Here is a 16981-nt window from a genome sequence, read left to right as displayed (position 1 = left end):
GCCTGGGAGGGTTTGGCCGGGAGCCGGTTGGCCTGGGAGGGTTTGGCCGGGAGCCGGTTGGCCTGGGAGGGTTTGGCCGGGAGCCGGTTGGCCTGGGAGGGTTTGGCCGGGAGCCGGTTGGCCTGGAAGGGATCGGCCGGGAGCCGGTTGGCCTGGAAGGGATCGGCCGGGAACTGATTGGCCTGGGAGCAATTGGCCCGGTACTGACTGGCCCGGGGCGCCCTGTCCGAGATTCAGCTTGGGGATCGGAATTTCCTCGGGTAGCTGCATGCCGGGCGGCAGCGGTAGCCCCTGCGGAATCGGAACGGAATCCGGAAGCGGCAGCATGCGTAGATCCGAAAGATGCAGATCAGGCAGGTCGAGCCCGGTGAGTTCGCGGAGCGGAAGGGTGATGTCGGGCACCGTGGTGAGGACCACCTCGGCCATCTGTGCGGGTATTGCGGCGAGCTCGCTACCGGTGGTCGAACGGTAATCGGTCGAATCGCTCAGCGTGAAAGTCGCGAGCGGGGCCGCTACCGCAACAGTGGTGACAACCGGGAGCACGTAGGAACGTTTCGGTTTGCGGTACGGCACGAGCGTCTCCATTCAGGTCGAACCGAGCGATCATCTGCACGAATGTCAGGGTTGCTTCCTGATGCATCAACGACCACACTAGTTCACAACTGTCACAAATCTAAACCTTTGGTTGAGGATCATGTGATTGCTCGAATGTAGCTCTCGAATTGCGCCCGGATGGCACGACATGCCGAGCGGTATCGAACCGATCAGGTCCCGAAAAACCGTGGGAGTGAACGGATGCGACGCGAACAGCAGCGAAATGGGCTACCGCGGGGGAGCGGAAAATGCGGATGAAAACGACAGCGGCAGGTAGGCGAATTGGCCGTAGGCGGATATCGCGAACCCCGATATCCATCCGTCCGGTGCTGGTCACGGGTGGCGCCGCCATGTTGGCCGGAACCGTGATCGCGTGCTGGGTCTGGCCGACCGACGCGCCGTATCGGGCGCTCGCCGGACCGGGGCACGGGCGCGGGATGAGCCAGGTCGGCGCATTCGACAGTGCACGGGAGGGCTGGGCCGCCGAGCGCATCCTCGATCACTACTACCCGGGCACGACCCTGGGCAAGGTCTCAGCAACCACCGTCGGGGTGCGACTGGTGGAACAGGACGACTCCACACTGGACGCCTACGCCGACGCCGGGTTGCGGGTCGCTGGCCAATTGCTCGCACCCGGTCAGGTCGCCCACCTCACCGCGCTACCCAATGGCGGTGCGCATGTGGTCGTCACGAGGGGCTGTGACGGCGAGGTGCTGTGGCAAAAGACGGTCACCGACCCGTGGATCTATCCGGTCAATCCCCGGCCCAACCGTCCCGCGGCCGAACATCTGACCCTGTGCGGCGGTTCGGCCTATCGCGGCTCGCTCGGCGTTGCGATGGAGAACGGCGAGGCGCGCACGGTGAATCGCGTCGATGTCGAGGACTATCTGATCGGCGTCGTCCCGGCCGAGGTGCAGGCCAATTGGGCCGATAGGGGTGCGACGGAAGCCCTTCGTGCACAGGCGATCGCGGCGCGCTCGTACGCACTCGCCGAACACCGCTACCCCTATGCGCAGACCTGCGACACCACCGACTGCCAGGTCTATCCGGGCACCGCCAAGGAGGATCCGCGCGCGACCCAGGCCATCGCGGCGACCGCGGGAGCGGTGCTGCTGCGGGACGGTCGAATTCTGCGTGCGGAGTACTCCGCCGCCCCCGACGGCGGGGAACCCGCCGATATCTACGCCTTCGATGTCGGCCCCACACCGGCCGAACTCGGCACCCCGGTGGTCGGCGCGGCCGCACCGCCCGTCGACCCCCGCAAGCAGACCCTCGCAGTCGAATCGCCGATCGAGGCCGAATACCGCCGGATCGGCGGCGCGAACAGCGCACTGGGCCAACCCCTCGGCCCCGAGATGCCCCTCTCTGAAAACGCTGGCACCTACCGCCTTTTCGCCAACGGCGTCATCATCGCAACCCCCACGCTCGGCGCCCGGGTCGTCGACTTCACAACCCTCATGCAACTGGTGCCGGATCCACACGGGACCACAACCCAGGAGGGTGAGCCGGGCAGCACCGTGCCGCCCGTGGGCACGGTGCCGCGGGGAAGTGCAGTGCGACCGAACGCCAACGGTTCACCCGGGACCGCAGTGCTTCCTGGCGGCACTGCGTCGCAGGATCGGGCGATGCCCGGAGTTGTCCTCGGTCCCGAAAGTTCGGTGCCCGCAGGTGGGATCGGGCCGCGTGGTGTGGTGCCGCCTGGTGGCGGTGTTTCGCCTGAGGGGGGACTGTTGGGTGGTGTGCTCGGACCGCAGGATGGGGTGTTGCCCGGAGCCACCCTCGGTCCCGAAAGTTCGGTGCCCGCAGGTGGGCTCGGGCCGCGTGGTGTGGTGCCGCCGGGCGGCAGTGTTTCACCCGGGGCGGTGCTGCCCGGACGTAGACCCGAGAGTGCCGCAGCGCCAGGAGGTTTCGTAGCGCCGGGTGGTAACGCTGTGCCGAATTCCACGCTTGCGCCCGGGGGTACCGTCGCACCGAGGACCGCGTCGACCCCGACCCCGCCACGTCCACCGGTTGTCTCCGGTGGGCCGGCGAGCGAAGAACTGTGGCAGGAGGACGCGGGGTAGGCCCTGGTTCGGGTAGGTACTGGGTCAGGATGCGGGGGTATCGCCGAGTGATTCGGCCAGGGTGCGGAGTTGGTCTGCCAGCTGATCTCGGTTTTGTTGATCCAGTACGGCGAGTAGGCGCTGTTCGTTTGCCATGTGCAGGGGCAGCAGTTCGTCGATCAGGGTGCGGCCGGTCGGGGTGAGCTGGACGAGGATGGCTCTGCGGTCCTCTACGCACGGGATGCGCTCGACAAGACCCTTGGCGGCCAGTCGGTCTATGCGGTTGGTGATGGCGCCCGAGGTGAGCATGGCGACCTGGTTCAGCGCGCCCGCGGTGAGTCCCTTCGCGCCGCCGGAGCGCCGCAGCGTCGCGAGCATGTCGAACTCCCAGAACTCGAGTCCGTGTCCGGCGAAGAACTTCTTCAGCTCCTGTTCCAGCAGTCGGGACAGCCGCTGGATGCGCCCGATCACCGCCATCGGTGATACGTCGACGTCCGGCCGTTCCCGGTTCCAGTGTGCGGTGAACAGATCAATCGCGTCGGCCACGGCATTCCTCTCGATAGTGATTATCTCAACATTCATCTACTTGACGGCGAGATGCGGCAGCGGGTAGATATTTCAACGTTGAGATTATCAATGAGGAGCGACCGACATGACAACAACCACCGCCGCGCGTAGCTCGTACGCGGGCACCCTGGCGCTCGCCGCACTCGCCCCGATCACCTGGGGCTCCACCTACGCGGTCACCACCGAATTCCTGCCACCGGACCGTCCGCTCTTCACCGCGCTGATGCGCGCACTGCCCGCCGGGCTCGCGCTGCTCGCCATCACCCGAGTCCTGCCGCGCGGCATCTGGCTCGGGCGCGCCGCCGCACTCGGCGTGCTCAATATCGGTGCGTTCTTCCCGCTGCTGTTCTTGGCCGCGTACCGGCTGCCCGGCGGTGTGGCCGGCGTGCTCGGCGCGGTCGCCCCGATGTTCGCGCTGGCCTTCGCGACCGTCGTACTCGCCGAAAAGCCCAATGGGCGCAAGGTGATCGCGGGTCTGATCGGTGTCTTCGGTGTCGCGCTCGTCGTGCTGCGGGCCAATGCCCAACTCGACACCGTCGGCGTCGTCGCCGGACTCGCGGGCGCGGCGTCCATGGCGATGGGCACCGTGCTCACCCAGCGCTGGGGGCGGCCCGAAGGCGTCGGACCGCTCGCGATCACCGGATGGCAGCTCACCGCGGGCGGCCTGTTCATCGCACCGCTCGCCTTCCTGATCGAGGGTGCACCGCCCGCGCTCGATGGTTCGGCCATCGGCGGCTACCTGTACCTCGGCGTGATCGGCACGGCGCTGGCGTACTTCCTCTGGTTCCGCGGCATCTCCCGGGTGCCCGCCACCTCGGTCGCGTTCCTCGGACTGCTCAGCCCGGTCTCGGCGGCGCTGATCGGGTGGATCGCACTGGGTCAGGCGCTGAGCCCACTGCAGGTGCTCGGACTCGCCATCGCCCTCGGCGGCACTCTGCTCGGACAGGTGGTCGCCAAGCCACGGGTCGCGCCCGCGGTGACCGAGCGTCGCGTGCCGGTGGGAGTCCGTTAGAAAGTCCAGGTCGAAATGGGTTGACCTTGACGTAACGTCAACTTGCAAGCTGTTTGTACCGACGAGAAAGAAGGGAGAACAGGTCATGAATTCGGACACCGAATGGTCCATCCAGGATCTGGCCAAGGCGGCCGGTACCACCAGCCGCACACTGCGCCACTACGGGCAGCTCGGGCTGCTGCCGCCGAGCCGGATAGGCGCCAACGGCTACCGCTTCTACGACCAGGACTCCCTGGTTCGGCTGCAACGCATCCTGCTACTGCGCGAACTCGGCCTCGGCCTTCCGGTCATCGCCGAAGTTCTCGCGGGCGAACAGGACACCGCCGCCGCGCTGCGCACGCACCTGGAACTGCTTCGGCACGAACAGGATCGGATCCGGCGCCAGATCGAGTCGGTGACCAACACGCTGCACAAGACGGAACGAGGTGAACAACTCATGGCAGCAGAGGTTTTCGACGGTTTCGACCACACTCGGTACAAGGATGAGGTGATCGAACGCTGGGGCAAGGACGCCTATGAGCGCAGCGACCGCTGGTGGCGTTCGCTCAGCGAGGCGGACAAGAACCTGCACTTCCAGGCCCACCTGGATATTGCCGCCGACTACGGCCGGGCGCATGCGGCCGGTCTCGCCCCCGATAGCGACGAGGTCCAGGCCATTGTCGCGCGGCACTACGAATGGGTGGGCGGCGGTTCCCAAAGCCGCCCGTCCTTCGAGCACTTCACCGGACTCGGCGAAATGTACGTCGCCGACCCGCGATTCGCGGCCAACTACGACGTACACGGTGAAGGGACAGCCGAATTCGTGCGCGACGCGATGAAGGCGTACGCCGAGGCCAACCTTCGGTAGTCCGAAAGCTCCCGTGCTACTGGGGGATCGAGTAGCGGGGCGTCCGCATATTGCGTGCGGGCGCCCCGCTTTGCGATATCTGCCATGGCGATTCGGTTCCATGCGGCCGGGCACCGGCCGAGTGGGCGCACCGGCGATGTTTCGACCGGTAGCCGAACCGGTAGTGGCGCCGCTCGCGGCCGCCGTCGTGCCGTCGACCGGCCGCTGGATTGCGACGCTATTGAGCCGAGCCCGGCGGCCGTAGGATCGGGTGGTCCGCAACGAGCGGGGAGGAGCGTCGACGATGCTGTACAAGAGTGAGGATCGGGCCCCGAGTGGTGCGGTCGCGCAGACCGCCGCGGTGCTCGCGGTGCTCGGCGGACTGACCGATCTGATCGGTGGTACCGCGCTGCTGATCGACTTCATCGGCAATCGCAGCCGCTTCGACAATTCCCTCGTCATCTTCACCACACTCGGCGCGGCGCTCATGGCCTTCGCCCTGATCTTCGGCGGCGTCCAGCTCTGGCGTCAGGACGAGACCGGTCGATACACGCTGATCGTCGCGTCGGGCGTCTCGATCGCCATCGGCATTGTCGGACTGGCCTTTTCGCTCACCAACCACGAATTCGGCCTCGGTATCTTCTGGTGGTCCACCGCCGACCACCATGTCTGGGTGTCACCGCTGTTCGGCCTCGTCGGCCAGACGAGCGCCCTGATTCAGGAAAACCTGCTCCGCAGCGCGATAGACCTCGCCCTACCACTGCTCGTTCTCCTGTTGGCCGCCAACGGGTACGCCGCCCGCTGGACCGCCGCCCGCCCCACCCGTCCGCCCCACCCTGCCCTGACCTACTGATCGCGCTCGCATCGAGCGAAACCGCCATGGCGCGGTAGAGTTTCGCGATCGAAGTGGGAGGGAGATCTCGATGGGTTACCCATACGGCCAACCGGGTTATGGCTATCCGCAACCCACATACGGCTATCAGCAGCGGGCGAGTGGTGGTACCGCGCTCACCGCCGCGGTCTTGGCGGTGATCGTTGGCCTACTCGGCTTCATCGGTGTGATCTTCGGATTGTGCGTCGCTATCAACGAGAGCAACAAATCGTCGGACTATCGCCGCTACGGTGCGCCGCCACCGGAAGTGCCCGGCTCCGTCTACGCCCTGATCGCAGTCGGGGGACTCATCGCATTTCTCTGGCTGCTCGGTGCGATGCTCCTGTTCCGCCGGAGAACGGCGGGCCGGGTAATTCTGATCATCATGTCCGCGCTCAGCCTGATCGTCTCCGTCTTGGGCCTTGTCACCGGCAATCCCATCACTGCCATCGTGGGCGTCATCCCGCTGACCATCCTCATTTGCGCTTCCGTCAGTTCCACCGGCCGCTGGATCGCCGCAGCCCGCATGCACCACCCCTACGGCCAGCCGGTCCAACCGTATGCGGCGCCGTATGGTCAGCCCGTGCAGCCAGCGGCCGCGCCTTATGTGCAACCTGCGCCCTTCGGGCAGGCATATGGCCAGGTACCGGATCCCTATCAGCAGCCAGGCTTTCAGCCCGGGCAGTATCCGCAGCAGCCTCCGGTCGGTCAGCCGCCCTATCCGTACCAGTGACCTACCCGCCGGTCGTCCCGGCCTCGCTACGCGGACAGTCCAGTCGCGCTGAAGCCAACTTCGCGCCGTATCGATGACTGCACGCCGTATACCGGCGCAAGTGATGGCGCGGCACGTGGGCGATACCGCCGCGCTCGTGCACCTTCAGTCGCTTCGGAGCCGAGATCACTGCCATCGGATCGGTAGTGGGTTCCAGTACCTCCCAATCGATGTCGATGGCGGTCAGTGCCCGCGCGGCGGGCCGGAACCAATGTGACGTGGCCACAACTGTTTGCGGGCCGGGCGCGGCTGTCGGCTAGCCCCGAAGCGCTTGCATCAGTTGGTCTTCGGTGATGGGGGGTACTGGGAGAGGGTGGGCGGCGGTGGCGCGGAGGCCATCGAGGAGTAATGCCAGGTGGCGGCGCCAGGCTTCGGGGGCGATCTTGGCGGTGGCTTCGATGATGCGGGTGTGCGACCAGGTGATGAAGGCGATGTCTTCCAGGACCCAGTCGGGGCGCAGTGCGCCGGATTCTTGTGCGCGGGTGACGATTCGGCGCATCAGGCCGTGGCCGTATTCCTGGGCGCGGGCAATGGCGGGGCTCGGGGCGCCGCGTAGGGCGAGGTCGCTGAGCAGGCGGTCGGCGGCCTGGACTTCGCAGACCTTTTCGACCAGGTAGACGAAGGAGTCCCAGGGGTCCTGGATTTCGAGCGCTTGCTGGGCGATGCGGGCGCCGGATCCGATGCGGTCCTCGACGGCGGCGGCGATGAGATCGTCGCGGGTCGGGAAGCGGTTGTAGAGGGTGCCGATGGCGACCCCGGCGCGGGCGGCGATTTCCTTGAGCGGCGCGTCGAGGCCGCGTTCCTCGAAGACCGCGCGGGCGGCGGATACGAGCGCGTCCCGATTGCGTTGGGCGTCGCTGCGTAACGGCTTGTCCACGGGCATTCGCCGATCCTACAAATCCGCGGACGGATCTATCTTGAGCATAGGTTCAAGTTAATGCTATCGTCGAAACTAACTTGAACTACTGCTCAACTTAGCGAGGAAGTATGACCAAGACGATCGCGATATTCGGATTCGGGCCCGGGCTCGGCATGGGGACCGGGCGGCGGTTCGGTCGGGAAGGGTTCCGGGTGGCGGTCATCGGCCGGAACCCGGATAAGGCGCACCAGCACGTCGAGGATTTGACCGCTGATGGCATCGAGGCCGCCGCCTTCCCCGCGGATCTCACCGACGAGAAGCAGCTGCGCAGTGCGGTCGACGATATTACGAACAAGTTCGGCCAGATCGATGTCGCCATGCACGGCGCCGCCATGGATATGGGCGACCGCATCCCATCGACCCTGGACGTCGATGCCGACAACCTCCGGGTCCCGCTGGAGGTGAAGGTGTACTCACCGATCTGGATGACCCGTGCCGTTGCCCCTGCAATGCTCGAGCGCGGCGAAGGGGCGCTGCTGTTCTCCTCCGGAGTCTCCGATAAGAACCCGCTCCCGTACCTTTCCAACGTCGGTGTCGCCCTCGGCGCGCAACGCAACTACGTCCGCCAACTCGCCATCGAACTCCAGGGCACCGGCGTCTACGTGGGCCTGCTCAGTATCGGCGTCCTGATCGGCAACAGCAAGGCCGAGCGCATCATCGACGAGCACCCCGAAGCCATCCCGGCGGGTTTGGAGATCGTCCGCATGAGCAATGACGAACTGGGCGACCACTATTGGCGCATGTACACCGCCCGCGACACCGTGGAATCGAATATCGGCTTCCCCGAATGAGTTACGGCCGGGTCGACACCGAGACAAGCTGTATCAACGGGCTCGGCCGAGCCCGCGCGCACCCGCGGGAATCGGGCTGCCCACCTGCGGCGCTACACCGCGCACATCGACTGCAGGACACCCTTCAGAATCGGTGCGCCGTATGTGGTCGGCGCGAATGCCAGCGTCTGCGCCATCGACAGCGGTGTGAGGATGGTGTCGCTGATGCCGGTCCATCCGGCCGCCAGATTGGCGACCGTGAGCAGCAGGCTGGTCACATCCAGGGTCAGGGTGGCCAGGTCGAAGGCGTTCTCCACCTTCATATCCGCCAGCGCGACGGTGTCGAGCGCCTTGCCCTCGTACAGATCGAAGCCGAGGTTGGTCAGGAAGGTCACCGGACCGTAGTCGAGTGCGTCGACGAGTGGGCCCAATTCCTCGGTGCGGCGCATCAGCGCCAGCTTGGCGACCCGGTTATCGCGCAGAAAGCCCTGCAGCGATTCGGCTCCCGCATTCAATCCGACCCGGTCCAGCGGCAGATCGGCCTGTTCGAGGAAGGCCCTGGTGCGTTCGACCAGCGTCCGCGTGGTCAATTCGGCCACGGGCGTACATGTTCCGTTCGCCCGCACCAGCGTGTTGGCGAGATCGACCAGCGGCGTCGGCAATTCGACGTGCTCGGTGTAGAGGGAGTCGTCGAGCACCAGCTTCGGATACGCGTTCGGCGCGGCGCAGTTGGCGGCCAGGAAGTCCTGCACCGTGCGCGCCAGCGATTTCACACCGCTGAACACCGCACCGACGATCGGCTTGAGGAAGAACCCGACGGTGGGCACCAGACTGGCCGCGAACTGCGCCGGAATCTTCACGATCCGGGTCGCGAGGATGAAGACCTCGATGACGTCATTGACCGTCAGCCGCGATACCGACATGGTGGTGTCCAGTCGTCCGGTCCGGACCGCGTCCAGGCCGTTGACCAGGTAGGTGACGATCGGATCGTCCAGGAATTCGGTGCGCTCGTTCACCGTGGACGGCGCGACCGGCAGTCCGTCCCGGTGTACCCGCACCGCGGCGATGGTGTTGCGGAAATCGGCGACCTGATGGTCGAAGGCGGTGATCTGCGCGGCCGGAACCGTAGTGCGCAGCGCGGTCGCGGCTGCGGTGACGATGTCGTCGAAGGTCGGCGCGCCGGTGACGCATACCGCACCCGCATCATCGACCGCCGTCGTCGCCAGGGAATCGAATTCGGCCGCCTGTGCGGGAGCCGGGACGACTATCGCGCTGCCGAACACAGCGAACAGTGCTAGCAGGCATACGAACGGGGCCGCACCCATGCGCGCGGCAGCGCCTGGGAATCGGGTAGGGGAGTTACGCATCATCAGGTCTTTCGAGTCGGTCGGTCGTTGGTGCAGTCGACGAACCAACGCGAGGGCACGCGTACTGGACGTCCGATCAGTTCGCGTGGATATGTAATAGCCGATCGATTGCCATCGCATAGCCATTTCGGCAAACTTCTGGAGAAATCTGGATGGCATCCGTTCCACTTCGGCCTACCGCGCGACTCCACCCGGACCTCGCGCGGACTTCCGATACGCTGGGCTCCCGTGACCGTCGCATCGTCCCCGGGTAACTCCGCAAACTCCGCCTCACAGTTCGATCTGATCGTCGTCGGCTCCGGATTCTTCGGGCTGACCGTCGCCGAGCGCGCCGCCAATCTGCTCGGCAAACGGGTGTTGGTAATCGATCGTCGCTACCACCTCGGCGGCAACGCCTATTCGGAGCCGGAGCCGCAAACCGGGATCGAGGTGCACAAGTACGGGGCGCACCTGTTCCACACCTCGAACAAGCGGGTGTGGGATTACGTGACCCAGTTCACCGAATTCACCGGCTACCAGCACCGGGTCTTCGCGATGCACAAGGGACAGGCCTACCAGTTCCCGATGGGCCTCGGTTTGATCTCCCAGTTCTTCGGCCGCTACTTCACCCCGGACGAGGCGCGCAAGCTGATCGCCGAACAGGCCTCGGAGGTCGAGACCAAGGACGCGCAGAACCTCGAGGAGAAGGCGATCTCGCTGATCGGCCGCCCGCTGTACGAGGCGTTCGTCCGCGACTACACCGCCAAGCAGTGGCAGACCGACCCGAAGGAACTGCCCGCGGGCAATATCACCCGCCTGCCGGTGCGCTACACCTTCGACAACCGCTACTTCAACGACACCTATGAGGGTCTGCCCAAAGAGGGCTACACGAAGTGGCTGGAGAATATGGCCGTCTCGGAGCTGATCGAGGTCCGGCTGAACACCGACTGGTTCGATGTGCGCGAGCAGATCCGCGCCGAGAACCCGGACGCACCGGTCGTCTACACCGGCCCGGTGGACCGCTATTTCGACTACAGCGAGGGCGAACTCGGCTGGCGCACCATCGATTTCGAGACCGAGGTGCTCGATACCGGTGATTACCAGGGCACCTCGGTGATGAACTACAACGACTCGGACGTGCCCTACACCCGCATTATCGAACCGCGGCACTTCCACCCGGAGCGCGATAGCTACCCGAACGACAAGACCGTCATCATGCGCGAATACTCGCGCTTCGCGCAGACCGGTGACGAGCCGTACTACCCGATCAACACGCCGGAGGACCGCGCCAAGCTGCAGGCCTACCGCAGCCTGGCCAAGCAGGAAACTGCAACGGCGAAGGTACTTTTCGGTGGTCGTCTCGGCACCTACCAGTACCTGGATATGCATATGGCAATCGGCAGCGCGCTGAGCATGTTCGACAATGTCCTGCGGCCGCACCTGGAGTCGGGCGAGCCTCTTTCGGATGAAAGCAACGAATGACCTCCCAATCGATTTTGGAAGACATGACCACCGAAACTCGCGCGAAGTCGCTGCTGCAGCGCATCATCCTGCCTCGGCCGGGTGAACCGCTGGACGTGCGCACCCTCTACCTCGAGGAGTCGCCGACCAACGCCCGGCGCGCGCACGCCACCACCCGCACCTCGCTGTCCATCGGCGCGGAGTCGGAGGTGTCGTTCTGCACCTACTTCAACGCATTGCCCGCGAGTTACTGGCGGCGCTGGAGCATCCTGTCCTCGGTGGTGCTGCGGCTCGAGTTGGCCGGACACGGCCGCGTCGACGTCTACCGGTCCAAGGCCGACGGTTCGCGAATCCACGTGCAGGGCAAGGAGTTCGCGGTCGCGCCGGGCACCGAATCGGTGCACGTGGAATTCGAAACCGACCTCGGCCCGTTCGAAGACGGCGGCTGGATCTGGTTCGACATCACCACCGATACCGCGGTCACCCTGCTGTCGGGCGGCTGGTACGCACCGGTCGAGGCGCCCGGTGCGGGCACCATCGCGGTCGGCATGCCGACCTTCAACCGGCCGACCGATCTGGTGAAGACCCTGGCCGCGCTCGGTTCGGATCCGCTGGTGCTGGAGAAGATCGCCGCGGTCATCGTCGCCGATCAGGGCAACCGCAAGGTGGTCGACGAACCCGGCTTCACCGATGCCGCCGCGGTGCTCGGCGATCGGCTCGCCATCCGCAACCAGCCCAACCTCGGCGGCTCGGGTGGTTACAGCCGGGTCATGTACGAGGCGCTGAAGACCACCGATGCCCAGTACATCGTCTACATGGACGACGATATCGAGATCGAACCCGATTCGATCCTGCGCGCACTGGCCTTCGCCCGCTTCGCCAAATCGCCCATGCTGGTCGGCGGTCAGATGCTCAACCTGCAGGAGCGTTCACACCTGCACAGCATGGGTGAGGTCGTGGATCGCGGCATCTTCATGTGGACCTCCGCGCCGAACGTCGAATACGACCACGACTTCTCCAAGCACCCGCTCAAGGACCGCGACAATTCCAAGCTGCTGCACCGGCGCATCGACGTCGACTTCAACGGCTGGTGGACCTGTGTGATCCCGCGTCAGGTCGCCGAGGAGATCGGTCAGCCGCTGCCGCTGTTCCTGAAGTGGGACGATGTCGAATACGGTTTGCGCGCCCGCGATCACGGCTATTCGACCGTCACCCTGCCCGGCGCCGCGGTCTGGCATATGGCGTGGAGCGATAAGGACGACGCGATCGACTGGCAGGCGTACTTCCACCTGCGCAACCGGCTCGTTGTCGCATCCCTGCATATGCCGGGCAATGGGCGCGGCATGGTCGTCAACACGGTCAAGGCGACCCTGAAACACCTACTCTGCCTGGAGTATTCGACGGTCGCCATTCAGAATCTGGCGATCAAGGACTTCCTCGCCGGCCCGGAGCGCCTGTTCCAACTGCTGCCGAGCGCGCTCGGCGCGGTACACGAAATGCGCAAGCAGTACCCGGACGCGGTCATCCTGCCGTCCTCCACCGAACTGCCGCTGGCCAGCCATAGCGGCGTCGGTGCGGTCGGTGAACCGGCGAATCCGCTCGCCAAGGTGGTCCGCCTGGCCAAGGGCGTTGTGCACAACTTCCGCCCGGCGCATGCCGAACACCATGAGCGTCCGCAGCTGAATGTGCCGACGCTGGACGCCCGCTGGTTCCTGCTCTCGCAGGTCGACGGCGTCACCGTCACCACCGCGGATGGTCGCGGCGTCGTCTACCGCAAGCGCGATCCGCGCCAGGCGCTCGGGCTGTTCAAGGAGGCCATGCGGCTGCGCAAGGAGCTGGCCGCCCGCTTCCCGGAGATGCAGCAGCGCTATCGCGCCGCCCACCCGAAGCTGACCAGCACGGCGGCCTGGGAGAACGTCTTCGGTATCGACACGAGAGATGAGCAGCAGTGAGTTTGGAAGCCCCGGCCGCGGACGACAACACCGCGGTGTCCGCGCCGAGTGCGAACGGCCACGGCGGTCCGGTGTCCGCGGTCCCATCGGGACAGTCACCCGAGGTCAAGATCATCAATGCGGTCCAGGCCGCCATCGGCGGTAGGCCCGAGGTGGTCAAGGCGGCCCGCGGCATGTCGCACTTCGGTGAGCACGCGCTCGGCTGGGTCGGCATCGCCGCGGCGGGCTGGCTCGTCGACAAGCCGCGGCGGCGGCAGTGGGCCGGGGTTGCGGTCGGCGCGGTCGGCGCGCACGCCGCATCCATCGTGATCAAGCGCATTGTCCGGCGGCCCCGCCCGAACGATCCATCGGTGCAGGTCAACGTCTCGACGCCGAGCAAGCTGAGCTTCCCGTCCTCGCACGCCACCTCCACCACGGCGGCGGCGGTGTTGCTCGGAAGATTGACCGGGCTACCCTTGCCTGCGGTGCTCGTCCCACCGATGTTGCTCTCCCGGGTTGTGCTCGGGGTGCACTATCCCTCCGACGTGCTCGCCGGTTCCGCACTCGGCGCCGCGTCCGCCGCTGTTGTGCTTGCCGCCGAAAAGAGACTCGATAGTGACCGCACAAGAAGAGACCTTGGTTGACATGAGTGAAGAGCCGACCAGCACCGACCTAGCCGAAGCAGTCGTCAAGGGCCCACCCAAGACGCTGGCGGGTGGGCTGTTCAAGGCGGTCCGGCCGCGCCAGTGGGTCAAGAACGTGCTGGTACTGGCCGCACCGCTGGCGGCAGGTCCCGATACCGCAACCGACTTGACGGTGCTCGCGCACGTCGGCCTCGCATTCGTGGTCTTCTGCATGGCGGCCTCGGGCATCTATCTGGTCAACGACGCGCTCGACGTGGAGGCCGACCGGGCGCATCCGACCAAGCGGTTCCGCCCCATCGCCGCGGGCGTCGTCCCGGTGAATCTGGCCTATCTGCTGTCGGTGGTGCTGCTGGTCGGATCGATCGCGGGATCGTTCCTCGCCTCGTGGCACCTGGCCGTGGTGATGACCGTCTACATCGGCATCCAGCTGGCCTACTGCATCGGCCTCAAGCACCAGGCGGTGCTGGACATCTGCATCGTGTCCTCGGGCTTCCTGCTGCGCGCCGTCGCCGGTGGCGCCGCCGCGAATATCGACCTGTCGCAATGGTTCCTGCTGATCATGGCGTTCGGCTCGCTGTTCATGGCCGCGGGCAAGCGCTATGCGGAACTGCAGATCGCGCTGAGCACCGGCGCCAAGATCCGCAAGTCGCTCGAGTACTACACGCCGACCTATCTGCGCTTCATCTGGACCCTCGCCGCGACGGCGGTGGTGGTGTTCTACGGCCTGTGGGCGTTCCAGCAGGACAATCTGAAGCACACCAATTGGTTCGCGATTTCGATGATTCCGTTTACTATCGCAATCCTGCGTTACGCGGTCGACGTCGATGGCGGCGAGGCCGGTGAACCCGAAGAGATCGCACTGGGGGATCGCATCCTCCAGTTCCTCGCAATCGCCTGGATCGGAGCGGTAGGTGTCGCTGTCTATCTCACCTGACGAACTGTTGGTAGAGGGAGTGGAGCGAACAGCACAAGCAACGGAGGAGCCGACCGAGAGGTCGGCTCGTTCCGGCTTGCGGTCCGCGCGGCTATCCCGAGCCACCTTCGTCGGTGGGATCGCGCTCACCGTCGTGCTCTTCTCGGTCGGCGCCTGGCAACGGCGCTGGATCGCCGACGACGGCCTCATCGTGCTGCGCACGGTGCGAAACCTGTTGGCGGGCAACGGGCCGGTCTTCAATACAGGCGAGCGCGTCGAAACCAACACCAGTACCGCATGGACCTATCTGGTGTGGTTCTTCAGCTGGCTCACCAGGGCCCGGCTCGAGTACGTCGTGCTCGGCGTCGCGCTGACCGTCTCGATGCTGGCCATCGTCTTCGCCATGCTCGGCGCCGCGCGGCTGTGGGGCGGCACCAAATCGGCGCTGCTGCTGCCAGCGGGCGTGCTCGTCTACATCGCGGTGCCCCCCGCCCGCGACTACGCCACCTCCGGACTGGAGAGCGGTCTGGTCATCTGCTGGCTCGGCCTGCTGTGGTGGCAGCTGATGCGCTGGAGTCAGACCGAGCGGGTGAAACTGCCCGCGCTGTTGGGTCTGGTGTTCCTGGCCGGACTCGCTCCGCTGATCCGGCCCGAGATGACCCTGGTCGGCGCGCTGGCGCTGCTGATGATCTTCCTGGCTCCGATGCCGGAGTCCCGGCTGCGCCCGATCCTCTTGCGCGGCTTGATCGTTGCCGCCGCCGGACTGGTGCCGATGGGCTATCAGGTCTGGCGGATGGGCTACTACGGCCTGCCCTATCCGAATACCGCGGTCGCCAAGGACGCGGGCGGTGCCAAGTGGGGGCAGGGCTTCAAATACCTGTGGGATCTGGTCGGTCCGTACTACCTGTGGGTGCCGCTGCTCGTGCTGCTGCTCATCGGTGTGCTCGCGGCTCGTTCGGCCCGCACCGAGACCGCGGATGCACCCGCATCGGATGAGCAGCGCCGCTGGACGGTGCGCCGGGTGCGCGAATGGCTGCACTCGCCCAGCGCGGTCGTCACGCTCATGCTGGGCAGCGGATTCGTGCTCACCGTCTACGCCCTGCGCGTCGGCGGCGACTTCATGCACGGCCGGATGCTGCTGCCGCAGCTGTTCTGCCTGCTGCTGCCGGTTGCCGTGGTGCCGCTGCGGGTGCCCGAGGGCGGCCTGCGGGCGGCGACGGCCGGACAGTGGTCCTTCGCGGTGATCCTGTGCGCGCTGCTCGGCACCGCGGGCTGGGCGCTGTTCGCGGCCAACACCACCGCCATCAAGACCGGCACCAAGATCAGCGCGTCCGGCATCGTCGACGAGCGCGTCTACTACGTGCTCAATACCGGCCACGATCACCCCATCCTGGCCGAGGATTACCTGGACTACCCGCGCATCCGCGCCATGGTGAACAACATCGCCGAAACCCCCGATGGCGGTGTGCTGCTGAACTCGCCGTCGTTCATGTTCTGGTACATCGCGCCCCCGCCGCAGCCGATTCCCGACGGCGGCGCCGGACATACCGTCTACTTCCTGAACCTCGGCATGACCAGCATGAACGTCCCGCTGGACGTGCGCGTCATCGATCAGATGGGCCTGGCCTATCCGCTGGCCGCGCATACCGACCGGCTCACCGACGGTCGGATCGGGCACGACAAGAGCCTGTACCCGGACTGGGTCGTGGTGGATGCCGGCATGGTCGATCGGCATCCGTGGATGCCCTGGTATATGGACGAAAAGTGGGTCACCCAGGCCCGCACCGCGATGACCTGCCCGGATACCGTGGCGCTGCTGATCTCCTCCCGAGATCCGCTGACCCTGGGCCGCTTCGAGCACAACCTGCGCAATGCGCTGCGGTTCGCGAAGTACCGTATCGATCGCGTGCCGAAGTACGAGATCGAGCGCTGCGGACTGGTCGACCCGTTCCCGCAGCCGCAACGCTGAGGTAACTGCCGTCCGAGTGGCCGGTGCTCGCCTCTCCAGTCACACGGGGCTCAGGGACCTCCCTGGGCCCCAGATGTATCGATGACCTGCGACAATAAACGTGGCGCATATCGCTTTATCTCTTTTTGATAACGCCACCACATCGATGTAGCGATAGGGTACGTGAGTACGCCCGCTGGAGGGCGTCCCCTTCAACGTGGGCGAACACCAGCGGTCAACGTAGAGAAGCGGTCGAGACACGGCCGCATAACGAAAGGCCGAAACTAGATGCGAGGCGTGATCGGGCGAAGCGCGCAGAATGGACGTCTGAAAACCCGTAGAGCCGGTTCGTGGTTCAAGCGGTC

At 65.9% G+C, this 16981-nt stretch carries 14 protein-coding genes; 11 read left to right on the top strand and 3 right to left on the bottom strand.

Annotated elements, in window-relative coordinates:
• The first annotated feature begins 920 nt into the window (after positions 1-920).
• Positions 921-2657: a SpoIID/LytB domain-containing protein gene (locus tag ACWEO2_RS12250; protein ID WP_452405341.1), complete on the top strand. Its 1737-nt coding sequence runs from the start codon at positions 921-923 to the stop codon at positions 2655-2657.
• 24 nt (positions 2658-2681) lie between these two features.
• On the opposite strand, the gene ACWEO2_RS12245 is transcribed toward ACWEO2_RS12250, so the two are convergent.
• Positions 2682-3182 carry a MarR family winged helix-turn-helix transcriptional regulator gene (locus ACWEO2_RS12245; RefSeq protein WP_452405340.1) on the bottom strand — a complete coding sequence of 167 codons (501 nt, stop codon included), beginning with the start codon at positions 3180-3182 and terminating at the stop codon, positions 2682-2684.
• Between the two features lie 106 nt (positions 3183-3288).
• Between ACWEO2_RS12245 and ACWEO2_RS12240 the strand changes: the two genes are divergently transcribed.
• The 4 genes from ACWEO2_RS12240 (at position 3289) to ACWEO2_RS12225 (ending at position 6645) form a co-directional block, all read left to right on the top strand.
• Entirely contained in the window at positions 3289-4215 is a 927-nt protein-coding gene (locus tag ACWEO2_RS12240; RefSeq protein ID WP_452405339.1) for an EamA family transporter, read from the top strand.
• Between the two features lie 85 nt (positions 4216-4300).
• On the top strand, positions 4301-5062 hold the full coding sequence (locus tag ACWEO2_RS12235) for a MerR family transcriptional regulator (protein WP_452405338.1): 762 nt from the start codon (positions 4301-4303) through the stop codon (positions 5060-5062).
• Positions 5063-5345: 283 nt separating this feature from the next.
• Complete coding sequence (locus ACWEO2_RS12230) at positions 5346-5894, top strand: hypothetical protein (RefSeq protein ID WP_452405337.1); 549 nt, start codon at positions 5346-5348, stop codon at positions 5892-5894.
• A gap of 70 nt (positions 5895-5964) precedes the next feature.
• Positions 5965-6645, top strand: a complete 681-nt coding sequence (locus tag ACWEO2_RS12225) for a hypothetical protein (RefSeq protein WP_452405336.1) — start codon at positions 5965-5967, stop codon at positions 6643-6645.
• Between the two features lie 295 nt (positions 6646-6940).
• Here ACWEO2_RS12225 and ACWEO2_RS12220 read toward each other — a convergent pair whose 3' ends face one another.
• Positions 6941-7567 (bottom strand): TetR/AcrR family transcriptional regulator, encoded by a 627-nt coding sequence (locus ACWEO2_RS12220; RefSeq protein ID WP_452405335.1) that lies wholly within the window; start codon positions 7565-7567, stop codon positions 6941-6943.
• Positions 7568-7671: 104 nt separating this feature from the next.
• Here ACWEO2_RS12220 and ACWEO2_RS12215 point away from each other — a divergent pair, with 104 nt between their 5' ends.
• Complete coding sequence (locus tag ACWEO2_RS12215; protein ID WP_452405334.1) at positions 7672-8394, top strand: SDR family NAD(P)-dependent oxidoreductase; 723 nt, start codon at positions 7672-7674, stop codon at positions 8392-8394.
• Between the two features lie 92 nt (positions 8395-8486).
• Here ACWEO2_RS12215 and ACWEO2_RS12210 read toward each other — a convergent pair whose 3' ends face one another.
• A complete protein-coding gene (locus ACWEO2_RS12210; RefSeq protein ID WP_452405333.1) occupies positions 8487-9740 on the bottom strand; it encodes a hypothetical protein in 1254 nt (417 codons plus the stop codon).
• 228 nt (positions 9741-9968) lie between these two features.
• Between ACWEO2_RS12210 and glf the strand changes: the two genes are divergently transcribed.
• The 5 genes from glf to zomB all read left to right on the top strand — a co-directional run bounded on the left by glf (position 9969) and on the right by zomB (position 16637).
• Positions 9969-11201 carry a UDP-galactopyranose mutase gene (gene glf / locus ACWEO2_RS12205; RefSeq protein ID WP_354959981.1) on the top strand — a complete coding sequence of 411 codons (1233 nt, stop codon included), beginning with the start codon at positions 9969-9971 and terminating at the stop codon, positions 11199-11201.
• Entirely contained in the window at positions 11198-13132 is a 1935-nt protein-coding gene (locus tag ACWEO2_RS12200) for a glycosyltransferase (protein ID WP_452405332.1), read from the top strand. Before glf ends, ACWEO2_RS12200 begins: the two co-directional genes overlap by 4 nt.
• Before the next feature lie 71 nt (positions 13133-13203).
• Positions 13204-13755, top strand: a complete 552-nt coding sequence (locus ACWEO2_RS12195; RefSeq protein ID WP_452405436.1) for a phosphatase PAP2 family protein — start codon at positions 13204-13206, stop codon at positions 13753-13755.
• Between the two features lies 1 nt (position 13756).
• Positions 13757-14689 (top strand): decaprenyl-phosphate phosphoribosyltransferase, encoded by a 933-nt coding sequence (locus ACWEO2_RS12190; RefSeq protein ID WP_452405331.1) that lies wholly within the window; start codon positions 13757-13759, stop codon positions 14687-14689.
• 7 nt (positions 14690-14696) lie between these two features.
• Positions 14697-16637 carry a flagellar motor control protein ZomB gene (zomB, locus tag ACWEO2_RS12185; RefSeq protein ID WP_452405435.1) on the top strand — a complete coding sequence of 647 codons (1941 nt, stop codon included), beginning with the start codon at positions 14697-14699 and terminating at the stop codon, positions 16635-16637.
• Positions 16638-16981 lie beyond the last annotated feature (344 nt).

The organism is Nocardia sp. NPDC004278, from assembly GCF_053602975.1.
The sequence above is the reverse complement of the archived record's forward strand: the minus strand, read 5'-3'. Positions and strand labels throughout refer to the sequence as shown.

Excerpts from the sequence above, each read along its gene's own strand:
- ACWEO2_RS12215 (WP_452405334.1), top strand. The coding sequence starts at position 7,672 with ATGACCAAGACGATCGCGATATTCGGATTCGGGCCCGGGCTCGGCATG.
- ACWEO2_RS12225 (WP_452405336.1), top strand. The coding sequence starts at position 5,965 with ATGGGTTACCCATACGGCCAACCGGGTTATGGCTATCCGCAACCCACA.
- ACWEO2_RS12220 (WP_452405335.1), bottom strand. The coding sequence starts at position 7,567 with ATGCCCGTGGACAAGCCGTTACGCAGCGACGCCCAACGCAATCGGGAC.
- ACWEO2_RS12190 (WP_452405331.1), top strand. The coding sequence starts at position 13,757 with ATGAGTGAAGAGCCGACCAGCACCGACCTAGCCGAAGCAGTCGTCAAG.
- ACWEO2_RS12210 (WP_452405333.1), bottom strand. The coding sequence starts at position 9,740 with ATGCGTAACTCCCCTACCCGATTCCCAGGCGCTGCCGCGCGCATGGGT.
- ACWEO2_RS12235 (WP_452405338.1), top strand. The coding sequence starts at position 4,301 with ATGAATTCGGACACCGAATGGTCCATCCAGGATCTGGCCAAGGCGGCC.
- ACWEO2_RS12240 (WP_452405339.1), top strand. The coding sequence starts at position 3,289 with ATGACAACAACCACCGCCGCGCGTAGCTCGTACGCGGGCACCCTGGCG.
- ACWEO2_RS12200 (WP_452405332.1), top strand. The coding sequence starts at position 11,198 with ATGACCTCCCAATCGATTTTGGAAGACATGACCACCGAAACTCGCGCG.
- ACWEO2_RS12230 (WP_452405337.1), top strand. The coding sequence starts at position 5,346 with ATGCTGTACAAGAGTGAGGATCGGGCCCCGAGTGGTGCGGTCGCGCAG.